The organism is Candidatus Zixiibacteriota bacterium (genome assembly GCA_029860345.1).
Classification (GTDB): domain Bacteria; phylum Zixibacteria; class MSB-5A5; order GN15; family FEB-12; genus JAJRTA01.
On sequence record JAOUBJ010000012.1, the window covers coordinates 100,756 to 114,621 of the forward strand.

The 13,866-nt window shown below is 53.3% G+C and carries 13 protein-coding genes; 2 read left to right on the top strand and 11 right to left on the bottom strand.

Translation table 11 applies throughout. The annotated features are described in order from the left end of the window. Window positions 1–37: 37 nt before the first annotated feature. From OEV49_12635 to OEV49_12685, 11 genes are all read right to left on the bottom strand, one after another. On the bottom strand, window positions 38–232 hold the full coding sequence (locus OEV49_12635; protein MDH3891922.1) for a hypothetical protein: 195 nt from the start codon (window positions 230–232) through the stop codon (window positions 38–40). 86 nt (window positions 233–318) lie between these two features. After that, window positions 319–624, bottom strand: a complete 306-nt coding sequence (locus OEV49_12640; protein MDH3891923.1) for a metalloregulator ArsR/SmtB family transcription factor — start codon at window positions 622–624, stop codon at window positions 319–321. Window positions 625–657: 33 nt separating this feature from the next. Then, the gene (locus OEV49_12645; protein ID MDH3891924.1) at window positions 658–1,497 is read right to left on the bottom strand and encodes an arsenite methyltransferase; all 840 of its coding nucleotides are present in this window, start codon (window positions 1,495–1,497) and stop codon (window positions 658–660) included. A 223-nt stretch (window positions 1,498–1,720) separates the two neighbouring features. Next, entirely contained in the window at window positions 1,721–1,903 is a 183-nt protein-coding gene (locus tag OEV49_12650; protein ID MDH3891925.1) for a hypothetical protein, read from the bottom strand. A gap of 179 nt (window positions 1,904–2,082) precedes the next feature. Then, window positions 2,083–2,409: a metalloregulator ArsR/SmtB family transcription factor gene (locus OEV49_12655; GenBank protein ID MDH3891926.1), complete on the bottom strand. Its 327-nt coding sequence runs from the start codon at window positions 2,407–2,409 to the stop codon at window positions 2,083–2,085. 176 nt (window positions 2,410–2,585) lie between these two features. Beyond that, window positions 2,586–3,824, bottom strand: coding sequence for a PDZ domain-containing protein (locus tag OEV49_12660; GenBank protein MDH3891927.1), 1,239 nt, complete (start codon window positions 3,822–3,824; stop codon window positions 2,586–2,588). Window positions 3,825–3,837: 13 nt separating this feature from the next. Beyond that, complete coding sequence (locus OEV49_12665; protein ID MDH3891928.1) at window positions 3,838–4,458, bottom strand: TetR/AcrR family transcriptional regulator; 621 nt, start codon at window positions 4,456–4,458, stop codon at window positions 3,838–3,840. A 551-nt stretch (window positions 4,459–5,009) separates the two neighbouring features. Next, window positions 5,010–5,627 (bottom strand): TlpA family protein disulfide reductase, encoded by a 618-nt coding sequence (locus OEV49_12670; protein ID MDH3891929.1) that lies wholly within the window; start codon window positions 5,625–5,627, stop codon window positions 5,010–5,012. A gap of 28 nt (window positions 5,628–5,655) precedes the next feature. Continuing rightward, window positions 5,656–6,186 (bottom strand): DUF255 domain-containing protein, encoded by a 531-nt coding sequence (locus OEV49_12675; protein ID MDH3891930.1) that lies wholly within the window; start codon window positions 6,184–6,186, stop codon window positions 5,656–5,658. A 34-nt stretch (window positions 6,187–6,220) separates the two neighbouring features. Further along, the gene (locus OEV49_12680) at window positions 6,221–9,664 is read right to left on the bottom strand and encodes a DNA polymerase III subunit alpha (GenBank protein ID MDH3891931.1); all 3,444 of its coding nucleotides are present in this window, start codon (window positions 9,662–9,664) and stop codon (window positions 6,221–6,223) included. A gap of 245 nt (window positions 9,665–9,909) precedes the next feature. Further along, entirely contained in the window at window positions 9,910–10,554 is a 645-nt protein-coding gene (locus OEV49_12685; protein MDH3891932.1) for a choice-of-anchor N protein, read from the bottom strand. A gap of 801 nt (window positions 10,555–11,355) precedes the next feature. Between OEV49_12685 and recA the strand changes: the two genes are divergently transcribed. Together recA and OEV49_12695 are read left to right on the top strand one after the other, a co-directional pair. Further along, a complete protein-coding gene (gene recA, locus OEV49_12690) occupies window positions 11,356–12,423 on the top strand; it encodes a recombinase RecA (GenBank protein ID MDH3891933.1) in 1,068 nt (355 codons plus the stop codon). Between the two features lie 392 nt (window positions 12,424–12,815). Continuing rightward, a complete protein-coding gene (locus OEV49_12695) occupies window positions 12,816–13,748 on the top strand; it encodes a hypothetical protein (GenBank protein MDH3891934.1) in 933 nt (310 codons plus the stop codon). Window positions 13,749–13,866 lie beyond the last annotated feature (118 nt).

Sequence of the window (13,866 nt, forward strand, 5' to 3'; positions counted from 1 at the left end):
TCTTTTTGTGATCACTTCCACGGCGGCGCCGGTGTTGTCAACGCAACGCAGATTTCAGGTTGCTCACCGGATCAAGCCATGAAGGCAGAGCCGGCAGATCGTTCTTGGCTTGAGTGGAATGCGAAGGATTCAAGTCTCTAATCTCCCGCAAACCTGGGACGCGTCGGTCGGTGTCGGTGGTCTTGTCGACCTGATCGACTCTTGCGAAGCGTGATGTACATTCGGTTGTCATTTGTTCACCTTTTCATGTTACGAGTTATCTATATATCTACATATGGAGATATGGCTATATATGTTTCAAAAAAAGAGAGAGAAATCTCATTTTTCTTTCGTTTTTCTCGATCTCAGTCCCGGGACCGTCAAACAGTCGCAAAAGCCCTTGCAGCAGCTTTCTATAGCCTCAAGATTAAGGCTGTAAACCACCTGCTGGCCTTCGCGGCGATCCAGGACAAACCCGGAATCTCTGAGCACCGAGAGGTGCCGACTGACCGTCGGTTGGGCCAACCCGACCGCTTTGACCAATTCGCTGACGGATAGTCTGCCCGACGACAAGACGGTCAGAATCCGCAGCCGGGTCGGTTCGGCAAACGCCTTGAAACTTCTGCTGACATTGCGTGCGTCCATTCTGGCACTCCAATCGAGTGACGTTGGGGTTTATCAGACACTTGTTGGTTTACTGGCCGACAGATTGATACTGACCACCGTATCAGCGGCTGTTTCACTCACCTGTTCAGCCGTCATTTCCAACTTTTCCATGAGCTCGGACCCGATCGGATCATCGGCGGAGAAATTGACCGGTACGTTGATTTCTCGCTCGATAGTGATCCTGTCAAAACCGGCCGCTTCCACTTTGGCCAGATAGTCCTCTTTCAACATAGCGCCGGCGATACAGCCGACATAGGCAGCCACCGAGTCCTGGACCGACTGTGGCAGCTCTTTGGTGAGCACGATATCAGACACCATGACCCGTCCGCCCGGCTTGAGCACGCGAATGGCCTCTGCAAAAACCTTGTCCTTGTCGGGGGCGAGGTTTATAACGCAGTTGGAGATGATAACGTCGACCGAGTTGTCATCCACCGGCAGCGCCTCAATATCGCCCAGCCGGAATTCGACATTGTCGTAGCTACCGATTTTGGCGTTAGCGGTTGCTTTGTCGATCATTTCCTGGGTCATGTCCACGCCGATAACCCGCCCGCCGAGGCCGGTCTGCCGCGCCGCCAGAAAACAATCGAACCCGGCGCCGGAGCCGAGGTCGAGCACCGTATCGCCCGGCTTGATCGAGGCTACCGCCGTAGGATTGCCGCAACCGAGCCCGAGGTTGGAACCGTCCGGAACAGCTTCTACCTGGTCTGGGGAGTAGCCCAGTTTCAGAGCCTGTTCGGCAACACCTGACTGATCGGCGCAGCAGGCGGAGAGTTGACCCGTGCAGCAGTCTGCGTTTGTGGCCACCTGGGCGTAGCTCTCTCGTACTTTCTCTTTGACATCGGTGTCTTTCATTTCACGCTCCTTTGTTCTTTGTATGTTTGCTCCCCGGAGGCCGTAAGGCCTCCGGGAATCTCTGCGACTTCCGCTGTTACGGGGCAGTTTTGGGTCATGCCCGGGACCAGCCTATACAGCCTTCGCTACAATGAGCGATCCGGGGGATGTCAAAACGCTTCATGATAGGTTCCTTTCTTCAGTTGATACGTGACGAAGCTCAAAAAACGCTTCCATGTTCGGTTTACTTTTCCTCGGCTTTTTCATCCTCAGGCGAACAGCACTCGGCGGAACCGCCTTTGAAGCCAAAAGCCATCATGGGCACGCAACCGCAGTTGCAGAGGTCTTTGAGACCCTTGCCCTTGATGTCGATCCGTACACCGTCGTCGGTCTCGGTGAATTTGATCGCTCCAACTTCTTTTTCCATTCTGTCTCTCTCCTTTCGGTTAATGGTATCTACATATCTGTATATGTAAATATATCGATATATGTTTCAAAAAAAAGGCAGTAAACTGCTTTTTTTTAACGTCCGTGGCTATTGTGATATGTTTGAGAGAGTTAACCCGGCAAGCGCTGAAACCCGAGCGGCGTCCACGGAGGTGAATCTCACTTTCTTTTGGCTTTGGCGACGAATTTGACCGGTTTGACAGGAATAGAGAGGCAGTCGCAAAAGCCTGAACAGCAGCTCTCGACCGATATTTTGTTCAGACTGTAGAAGACTTGTTGGCCGTCGCGACGGTCGACCACGATGTCGGCTTCACGCAGGATGGATAAGTGACGGCTGACGGTAGGCTGAGAGAGGCCGACCTGTTTGACGATATCGTTGACGGTTCTTTCACCGCCGACCAGCAGGGCCAGAATCCGCAGACGAGTGGGGTCGCCGAAGGCTTTGAAGTACTTGCTGTAGGTTTTTTCGTCCATTTTGCGGGCCATGAGGTCAGTCTTTCATCAGGCGTTCTGCTTATGTAAATATAACGATATGTATATACCTATTGTTTCCAGCTTGTCAAGGTATCATTGGACGGGTGCAGCAGGTTAGTCAAAGCGATCTGCCTGACCGGAATCAATGAATATCTTCTTTATGGCCCTGGTTGTATGGCATGACCGTACTAAATTACACGACGGAGAACAACTGTAACTTCCTGCCGGTTGCCGTTGCGCTCGATCAGCAACTCTATCTCAGCAGCCGCTTGCCTGAGCATTGAACGCAACTCAAAACGGTCGTACTCAGAGACCGGCTTGCTGTTTATTCTAAGGACCTTATCGCCGACCTGCAAGCCGGCCTCGGTGGCCGGAGAACTTTCGTAAACCTGCTCGACCGTGGCAGATTCCAGATTAGGCGCACTCATTTCAAAACCGGTCATGTTGTATTCGAAGGGACTTGCGAACCTCTCTGTCGGCTCGATAAACAGCTGCTGCCCATGATAATCAAAGACCAGATTGAAACGGGACAACAGCCCTAACCCGATCATGCCCTCATAGACGGCGTGGTCTGAATGCTCCCTGGAAACGAAACTGACCAGGAGGTCCGGCAGCTTGTACCCACCGATATCGATTTGAGGGAGACGTCCGATGAATCCGCGAGTCTCCACCCGCTGTATATTCATCCCCAGACTGGCCGGTAGTTTTGCCTCAGGCATCGAAACAGCATGCTCGCCGCCGACAACAACCTGCAACTGATCGTTGTAACCGAGATCCATCAGCAGTTTCATAGATACACTTCGCCCGTCCTCCAGGCTCAGAGTTGCCGGAATGGACCAGGGACCAAACCCCAAAGGCTGCCATGGTACAGCTACACCTTGACCCCGGTAGGCAAACTCATCGGGCTTTATGAGAGTGATTATCATTCGCTCGAAATTGATATCGACAACGAAATGTTTGAAAAAGGTCGCACTGATCTGCCCCACACTACCAAACCACATACCGGCGTTACCCGAGCTGTATGGTGTAACCACGGCCGCCTGATCCAAAAACTCAACAGCGGGGAAGCCGACTGTTATACCCGATGCTGTTCTCGACACAAGTTGGTCGCCGCCTTCGTCGCCGATACCGATCTCACCATCATACACCAAACCGAGCGAATCGACGGCCGGGCTGCCCCAAAAGAGCAACTGGTCCCACATGAACCCGTCGTCCAACAGCATGTGCACCTGTTGTCCATTGACCTCACAGATGAATCGAATGTCGCCTCGGTATATCTCAAATGGAATCTCAACTTTGTTATCTGCTGCCGTCATTTTGTAGCTGCCGGGCAATTGGCCGGCGTTGGCCGTATCATCGCAAAAGGCCGTCCGGGCAGGCAGACAAAAAAACGTCGCCAAGAGTAATGTGATCAATTGAGTTTTCATAACATCTGTATCCTCACTGTCTAACTCCACGGGCAAAAGTGTCCATGTAGGTTTCGAAGTAGGCATCGGCCTTAAAGCGTGCGAATGAGTAGTTCGGCGAAAGAGCCCTGTTGATAACGGTCCTAATAGAGTAGAGAAAATGGCTGATAGTCATGTCGATTTTGAGGTCGGGACGTAGCGAACCATCTTTGACACCCAGTCCGAAAACCTCGCGCAGCCCTTTGGCCAATTGCTTGTTAATTGCCTCGAAAGATGCGAATGTCTCATCGCTTACCAGGGTCCGGTCGATTCCGGCCAGGTCCCAGTACAGTTGCAGCCGGATAGAGCTGGGGTGACGGACGGTATAGTCGTACAGAGCTTCCGCCCAGATGATTATCTTCTCAAGACCGGTCCCGGCCTCGGTAAGACGCGCCTTTTGCTCAGCCCAGCGTGTTTTGAGGTCTTCTGTCAACAAACACAGGCTGATTTCTTCTCGGCTTTTGAAATATGCATACAGCGTTTTTCGCGTATACTCGGTGGCCCTGGCGATGTCTTCCATCGTACTGTTTTCGATTCCCTGCTCATCGTAGAGCTTACGGGTCTTTTGCAAAATGTAGTTTTTGCGGGCTTCTCTTTCGACCTGCCTGCGAGACATGCGCTACCTCGTTTTCCGGTATGTATACATCCAGTATAACATATTATACGTGACGTATAATTTACGGCTTTGTTGCAGAAGTTTGTTCTCGCACCCATTGGTCGTGTGGCCGTCTCCAACGTTGTTTGGGACGGGTTAGGTGCTGTCGAGCGGGTGTGGGTGGCCGTCTCAAACCCGTTTGGGACGGGTTAGGTGCTGTCAGGTGACTCGCCTGACAGTCAGTGGATGGGGAGGCGAGCGTCGGGCGGCGTCGCCCGACACCACTTGTTTTTGTGGTGGTCGAGTCTTCAGACTCGGCTACCAGGCCCCACGCGATCTGAAGATCACGCGGGCACCATGTTAGGTGCTGTCGAGCGGGTGTGGGTGGCCGTCTCAAACCCGTTTGGGACGGGTTAGGTGCTGTCAGGCGACTCGCCTGACAGTCAGTGGATGGGGAGGCGAGCGTCGGGCGAGGTCGCCCGACACCACTTGTAGAAAAAAACCGCCAGGTGATTGACCTGGCGGCGGAATTTTCTTACGAGCGTGAACTCGTTATCAATATCGATAGCAACCTACAAGATAGCCTCGAAGGCCTGTTTGAACGTGGCGTAGTTGCGCGGTCCCACGAATCTTTGGACTTCTTTCCCTTCGCGATTATAGAAAATAGTGGTGGGGACACCGGTAGTGACGCCCAGCGTGTACAGATGCTGGTTTTCGCCCATCATCATAGGCCACGACATTTTATTCTGTGCAGCGTACTTTTCAACTTTCTGCGGGGTGTCGCGCACGGCCAGTCCCAGCAGGGCGACACCTTTTTTTTCAAATTCCGCGTTGAGCAACACCAGATCAGGGATCTCACGTCGACATGGCGGACACCAGGTGCCCCAAACATTGATCACGGTCGGTTGTTTACCGATCCACTCGTCGGAATTGTGCAGCTTGCCCTTGATGTCATAAGCTGCAAACTGAACGACCGGCGGTTTTGACTCGGTTGCGACGGGGGTGGTTGTTGTCTTCTGGTCGGCATGTTTTGCCAGAATCGGCGGAGGGTCCTTCGGCCCGGACCGGGCTGTTTGTTTCTTGGCTTGGTTGTTAGCCGTATTGGTCTGTTTGGCCTCGTTGCTTCCGCTGCACGAAACCAGCAGAAAAACCATCAACACAAAAGAAACAGTAAGTGTGGTTTTGATCATCGGTGGAAGCCTTGGTCTCTGATGCCGGTTATTTGCCGCCTTTGTTCTGACCCGGATTCTGGGCCTTGGTGGTGTCGTACTGCCTTTCGTGCACGTAGGTCAGATACTTGGAGAGTTGCTCTTTGGCCTGATAACCACGGGCAGCGCCCAGCTTGCCACCTTCGGGGGTCAGAAAATAGTAGGTGGGGTAGGACCTGACCTGAAACTCGCTCCTGGCCAGATTCTGCTCGGTGATTTTGTAGCCGTCGATATCCAGTTCGTTCTTGGAATCTCCATCGACCTTGACCGATACGAAGTTACTACCGAGCATGTTGACGATCTCGTCTTCTTTGAAAGTAGTCTTGTTCATCTTCTTGCACCAGCCACACCAACTGGTGGTGAAATTGACAAAAACATGTTTGTCTTCAGCCTTGGCTTTGGCCAGACCGGCATCGTAGGACAACCATGCAATCTCGGTCGGCTTGGTCGATCCCGGAGTCTTATCATCACCGGCGCTAACTCCAAGCGCCAGGGCAAGAAGTAATAGAGCGACGATAGCGGTGATTTGCGTCTGTTTCATTGAAATACCCAATCTATCCAGCAATGTTGTTCACCTATTTCAACGGTCTCAAATAGGCGCCTGATTCACCAAGCAGTTCTTTGAGCCGGTTCATTAACTGCGCGTCCGGTGTCACAGTATACTTATTAGACCTAATATACACTTCTGAGCCGTTTTGTCGAGCAGCAAGTAGCACCGGGGCTTTCCCCTTGTTCTGTTCGAGCATAGCAAGGGCCTCGTCAATGGCCTTATCGGAGCAATCCACACCAATCTTTATAACGAGTTGGCAGTTGAAACGTTCCGTTAGTTTGGACAGACCAATCAACTCCGAGGCTATAATCTTTGGCGCCTCGCCCTCTCTGGTGGACACCCGACCGGTTACCAAAACCATCTGGTCCACCTGGGCCGATTCGCGGTGTTTTTCAAAACAATCCGAGAATATTATCAGCTCGACCGAGCCTGAGAAATCTTCCAACGTCGCGAAAGCCATCAGGTTACCCTTCTTATCGGTCATGCTCTTGAGTACACCGATAATACCCCCCACCGTAACCTCGCGTCCGTCGGCTGCGTTGTGAAGATCGATTGTCTTGAACGATGCAAAGGAGTCCAGTTCGTCACGATAGCGGTCCAACGGATGGCCGGAGACATAATAACCCAGCATCTGCTTCTCTTTGGCCAGCCGGTCGCTGGTCGACCATTCGGCCAAATCCTTCAGCGGCGGCGCCACGCGATCGGCCAGGGCTCCGTCGACCGCGAACAGATCATGAGTGGCCGAATTCTCAGCCACCCGGTGGCCGTAATCCAACATAGTTTCTACGGCATCGAATTTCTGGTGTCGATTTCCGTTGAGACTGTCGCAGGCGCCGGCGGCAATCAGAGACTCCATGGTTCGACGGTTGATCGACTTAATCGGCACCCGACTGACCAAATCGGCCAGATCGCCAAACCGTCCCTCGGTCAGACGTTCATCGACAACCGCCTTAGCCGGACCCACCCCGACATTTTTGACCGCCTGGAGCCCGAAACGGATATTTGAGTCGACTACGGTGAAGTCGATAGTCGATTCGTTGACATCGGGTGGCAGAACCTTGATCTGCATGCGACGGCATTCCTCCAGAAGCTGGTAGATGCGGTCTGAGTCGTTGATTTCCGAAGTCATCAGGGAGGCCATGTACTCCCGTGGATAGTATTGTTTCAGCCAGGCCGTCTGGTAGGCCACCAGGGCGTAACAAGTGGCGTGCGCTTTGTTGAAGCCATACCGGGCAAAGGTTTCGATCTGCTCGAACATCTCGGTAGCTATCTTTTTATCCACTTTGCGGGCCTCGGCGCCGTTCAGGAACTCCCTCTTTTGTGCGGCCATCAAGGCGGCGTCTTTCTTGCCCATTGCTTTGCGCAGCAGATCGGCCGTACCCATGCTGTATCCAGCCAGCACGTTGGCGATTTTGAGCACCTGTTCCTGGAAAACGATCACGCCGTAGGTATCTTTCAGAATCCGCTCCAGGTCCGGATGCAGATATTTGATATTGGCCGCGCCCCGTTTGCAGTCGATGTATTGATCGATCATCCCGGAATCCAGGGGGCCGGGACGGTACAGCGCGTTCATGGCGGTAATGTCGGCGAATGTCTCAGGTTTCAATTTGCGCAGATAGTCACGCATCCCCGATGACTCAAACTGGAAGATACCTATGGTCATACCGGTCGCGAACAGTTTGAACACTTTGGGGTCGTCAAGCGGCAGGTTCTCGATATCCAACTTAACATCAGGATAGTTCTCATGCACCATCCGGACGGCGTCATCTATGACGGTCAGCGTGCGCAAGCCGAGGAAATCCATTTTCAACAGACCGATCTCCTCGACCATTTTCATGTCGAACTGGGTGGTGATTTCGTCCTTACTACCTTTGAACAACGGCACATAGTCGGTCAGCGCCGAAGGTGCAATCACCACGCCGGCCGCATGGGTGGAACAGTGACGAGCAAGTCCCTCCAGAGTGCGTGAGTAGTCGATCAGTTTATTGATCCGCTGATCCTTCTCGACCAGTTCGGCCAGTTCCGATGACTGTTTGAGTGCTTTGTCTAAGGTCATGTCGACAGCCAGCGGAATCATTTTGGCAATCTTATCCACTTCGCCATAGGGAATAGCCAGCACCCGACCGACATCGCGCACCACGGCGCGAGCGGCCATAGTACCGAAGGTGATTATCTGGCAGACATTCTTCTCACCGTATTTTTCGATGACATATTGAATGATTTCATCGCGACCGCGGTCGGCGAAATCAATGTCGATATCCGGCATCGAAATCCGTTCCGGGTTGAGGAATCGTTCGAACAAAAGCTCGAACCGGATAGGGTCCACATTGGTAATTCTGAGCGCATACGAAACCAGCGACCCGGCTGCCGAGCCACGACCGGGCCCGACCGGGATTTTCTGCCGACGGGCGTAATCGCAAAAGTCCTTGACGATCAAAAAGTACCCGGCGTAGTGCATCTTTTTGATAACACCGAGCTCGTAGTTCAGTCGTGTTTCGATCTCGTCGGTCTGTTCTTCGTAACGCTCCTTAAGACCCTCGCGACAGAGATGCTCGAGGTAGGCATCCGGATCAACAAACTGACTGGGAATGGGATAAACAGGCAGCTTAAGCTGCCCCAGTTCCAATTCCAGGTTGCAGGCCTCGGCAACGCGGACAGTGTTCTCAAGAGCCGGTTTGAAATCCCCCAGAGCTTGTTCCATCTCAGCTTCGGTTTTGAAATAGATCTGATCGGTGTTGTAGCGCATCCGCTCGGTATCCTCGACCAACTTGCCGGTCTGGATACAAAGCAGAGCATCGTGGGCCAGGTAATCCTGCTGTTTGAGATAGTGGCAGTCGTTGGTGGCCAGCATCGGGATCGAGGTCTCTCGGGCAATAGCCTCGATCTTGCCCAGCAGGATCTGTTCCGGTTCCAGCCCGTGGTTTTGCACTTCGAGATAGAACCCTTCAGGTCCGAAAATATCCTGTAACTCGCGGGCTGCTGCCACCGCCGCCTCGGTGTTGCCGCGCAGAAGATTCCAGTTCACCTCACCTTTAAGGCAGGCGCTGCTGGCTATCAAACCGTCGGAGTGTTCGCGGAGGAGTTGCTTGTCGATACGTGGCCGATGGTAGAACCCTTCCAGGAAACCGGCCGTGGACAGCTTGATCAGGTTTTTGTAACCGGTCAGGTTGCGGGCCAGCAACACCAGATGAAAGCCACCGTCCGGCCACTGTTTGGAGGGTTGTTTTTCATGCCGACTACCACCGGCCACATACGCTTCGATACCTATGATCGGTTTGATCCCGGCCCGGTTGGCTTTTTTGTAGAATTCGATCGCGCCGAACATATTGCCGTGATCGGTCACGGCCAAAGCGGGCATGCGGTGTTCTTTGGCTAACGCAATCAGAGCATCAAGACGACAGGCGCCGTCCAGAAGAGAGTACTGGCTGTGCGTGTGCAGGTGGACGAAGTTCGCATGTTTCACGGCCATAAAAAGTCGCTCCGGTTCTGCTGCCTTTGACAGATGATACGCAGCCTCGGCAGAACCAGCGATCCAAATGCAGGCCGACGTATAAGGTTGGAACCATGAGGTGGCAGGTTTCGCATCCTCCGGCATCCCCTTACATAATTGCAGAAAAGAGCGGTACGGTCAAACACTTTCTGGTTTTGCAGGCTCAGTCGGCACAAAAAAAGCGGCCCCGAAGAGCCGCTTGAGAAATCGTATAGGGAGTCAGGTCAGGCTTTTCGAAATCTTCGCGCCACTCCAACACCGGCCAGCCCTAAACCTAACAGAAGAACCGTCGCCGGTTCGGGAATAGTCGTCTGGGCATCATGAGAAAAGGGTGCAAAGACTCTGTTCTTATCGAATCCATAAGCGTCAAAATGCACACCACCGGCGTAGGTGGTGCTGATACCGAACTTGAAAACCTGACCGTACTGGTTCTCACCACCATCACCACCGGGCACATAGTCCTGAACATTGACAAAGGGACCGGAAGTTGTCTGGGCAGCTACAAAATGCTCCACATAGTCTGTCGGGAAGACACCGTGGCCCGGCATCGGATCGGAGGTGGGCGGGGTGCCGTAGACGTAGTCGGCGGCGCTGTAAGTAGTGCCGACACCACCTTCGGGAGTAATGGTCAGGGCGCCATCAGTTGGGGTTTGGCCCAACAACGATGCCACCAGATGGATATCCTGAATAGAGCCATGATTCAACCCGGAGGCCACCACCCACAATTCAAAATCCTGCTCTGTCGTGTACCATGTTTCGCTGGATGCATCATACTCCCCACCCGGAATGTACAACTGCAAGCTTGGTACAGCCATACTGGTTGAGGCCAGAATAATGGTAGCGAAAACGGTCAAAACGAGACTTTTCATATCTGCATTCTCCAAAGAGCTAAAACTAGTCAGTTATATGTCAAGCAATCGGTGTGCCGAGCGACCCTTCGATAAAAGGCCATAAACGAGATCACAACAATCTATCCTTCAATAGCTTGGCATTCACGGGTGACGGCCTCGTCTCGGCCGTGCAAATACAGGCTGTTCAATATGCAAACAGTTTCACCTTATTCGCAAGGCATGGTATCTACTGAGTTGAGAATCACCTCATTAATATGGAGTGTAATGCTACATGTTTCCCGGGTGACATTTCCCCTCGACAATCTTCGACCAATCTCAAGGGATTGGGTGCTGTCAGGTGACTCGCCTGACAGCCAATGGGTTGAACGGCGGGCGTCGGGCGGGTCGCCCAACGCCACCCGTAGACCAGGCTACTTTCAACACACCCTGACGCCTTGTGCGTTCGACCAATGTCAATACTGACGTAGGGCAAAACCGCTTCTGTTTCTGCCGCAACACAGTTTCGGGTGGCCGTCTCAAACTTTGTTTGGGACGAATAATACAAAAGCCACCCCCAAACCGGGTTTGAGGGTGACACCCATCGACATTTGGCGGAACCGCTAATCCCGCGCGGCGCGGGACGCACTATCGACTACGGTGGGGATCGGCTTGATGAATCGCCCTGTTTTCTTATCCAGAGCGCATTTTCACTGACGCCGTCTGTCAGTGCTATCTTTTATTTTAATCGCGACCAGAATGTGATATATTCAGCCGTTACTACTTTGTAATTTGGATGTAATGGCAAGTTAGAAAATCATGATAAAGAAAGGCAAAGGACAAATGGCTGCTACCACTACTGTGGGTGATCGCTCCAAGGCACTTGAAGCGGCGCTGACTCAGATCGAACGATCATTCGGCAAGGGCTCGATTATGCGGTTGGGGGACAATTCGGTTCTTGAGATCGAGGTTATTCCCTCGGGATCGCTGGGGCTGGATCATGCTCTTGGTGTTTGCGGGATTCCACGGGGGCGGGTAACGGAAATCTATGGCCCGGAATCATCGGGCAAGACCACGCTGGCTCTGCACATTATAGCGCAGGCTCAAAAACTGGGCGGGGTGGCCGCCTTTATCGATGCCGAGCATGCTCTTGATGCCACCTATGCCCGGGCGCTGGGCGTTAACACCGATGATCTGCTGGTATCTCAACCCGACGCCGGTGAGCAGGCATTGGATATCACCGACACCCTGGTGCGATCCGGCGCGGTGGACATTATCGTAGTCGACTCGGTCGCCGCCTTGACGCCACGCGCCGAGATCGAGGGTGAGATGGGCGACCACCACATGGGTTTGCAGGCCCGTCTGATGTCACAGGCCTTGCGCAAACTGACCGCGATAATCTCCAAGAGCAAGACGGCGGTGATATTTATCAACCAGATTCGGATGAAAATCGGTGTCATGTTCGGTAATCCGGAAACCACCACCGGTGGTAACGCCCTGAAGTTCTATTCGACCGTACGGCTGGACATCCGACGGATCGCTACGATCAAAGATGGTCAGGAGCAGATCGGTTCACGCACCCGTGTCCGTGTCGTGAAAAACAAAGTTGCGCCGCCATTCAGAGAGGCGGAGTTCGACATTATATACGGCAAGGGTGTCTCCTACCACGGTGAGCTTTTGGACTTTGCGGTCAACCATGGCATCGTCGACAAGTCCGGCTCATGGTTTAGTTATGGTGCGGATCGCTTGGGGCAGGGGCGCGAGAACGCCAAGCAGTTTCTGATTGAACACGAGGAGATTGCGTCTGAAGTTTTGGCCAAGGTCAAAGAGGCTTTGGGCTGGACCTTGATCGAACCGGACACGGAACCGGCGTCGCCGGCCAAAGCCGCCAAGGCCGCAGAAGAGAAGTAACGACACGTGCTGTCGGGTGCCCCACAGCTTGCTGTGGGATATCGTGTTGCCGTCAGTAATCTTGCAGGGCAGTCCGCCGCGGCGTGGACCCGGCCTTGTGGATGATGTTTGGGTGGCCCACGCCGCCAAAGGCGGGGCTGTGGGAATATGGTGCTGTCGGGCGACTCGCCCGACGGCTGCGACGAAAAGAATCTGTTGTGCTGTGTCTTGGTCCCGACATTGGCGGGATTGTGACCCGGCACATATTGGAGGCAGTTGATACAAAGTCATTCTGGCGAAGGCCAGAATCCAGTCTTCGATTCAGGTGGCCGCCTCAAACCTTGTTTGGGGCGGGTGACAAGGGCCACCCCCAAAGCGACTTTGAGGGTGCCACCCGGCGAAAGGGAGGAAGTATGTTTCATGCGCGTTACGTAATTGTACTTGTGATGTTCCTGCTCATAGGGACCGATAGGGCTGAGGCGGCCGACGGTGACGTTACTGGCTGCAAAGGCAGGTTTATAGAAATGGCTGGCACATTTCAACGATTGGAAACAGAGTACTTTCTAAAATACACAGAATTGAATGGGAAAATCTCTAGTCTGGTATCTTCCGGTCGGGCTGACGATAAGGAACTGGACCGATTGTCAAAAGAGGTCGATAGATACATTGATCTGAGCTTTCACTTCCAAGCCTTGACCGATGACGCCAGCAATGGGCGTATGAGCATCTCCTGCGACGACTTCGAGAAACAGTTGAAATGGATTGTGGAGAACGATGATTACATGCGCACCATGGCGGCATTGGTTGATCCCTCGACAGCTCTAGACCCAATGGAGTACTTGTACTCACAAAACTGGTTTGGGGAAGCAATCTCGAAGGCCATAGAAGAGCGTTCCTACGGTCACAAGGGAGTCCAGCAGGTCACCCTCAGGAACTTGGCTGAGCTTTGCAGGATGAAAGGTTATACGTTTTTTAGAAAGCACATTCTAAACGACATAGAGGGCGAGTCGGGACTTATGGACAGGCTAGAGAGCTTCTCAAAGAGCACCGCGACAAGTTTGGTCGTGGAGGCTTCGATAATAAGTGCCCTGGAAAACTATTCCAAGCAGAGCGTTGCCAAGGCGGTAGGCTTCACTGCTGGCGTCATTGTTTCCGTGGCCTGGCCAAGCGAAATCGATCTCCACCCTCTGGAGGTGCTCGAAAGTGATGGGTACAGTCTGTCCGAGCGAAAGAGTGCCGTTGCCGAAATCCTTCGGAGTGAGGCGACCACACGTGAACACCTGCAAACGGTCGCCAATGAAATCGCAACCTGGCCTGGCGGGGCATTCGGGAGAAGCCAGAAGTGATAGGTTCAAGAGATGTTCATTTCCTCGACTTACCGTGGATGCCCGCCTTAAACTCGTTTGGGGCGGGCAACAAGAATCATCCCCATAGAGGCTTGGTGGGTGCCACCCGGAAATGACG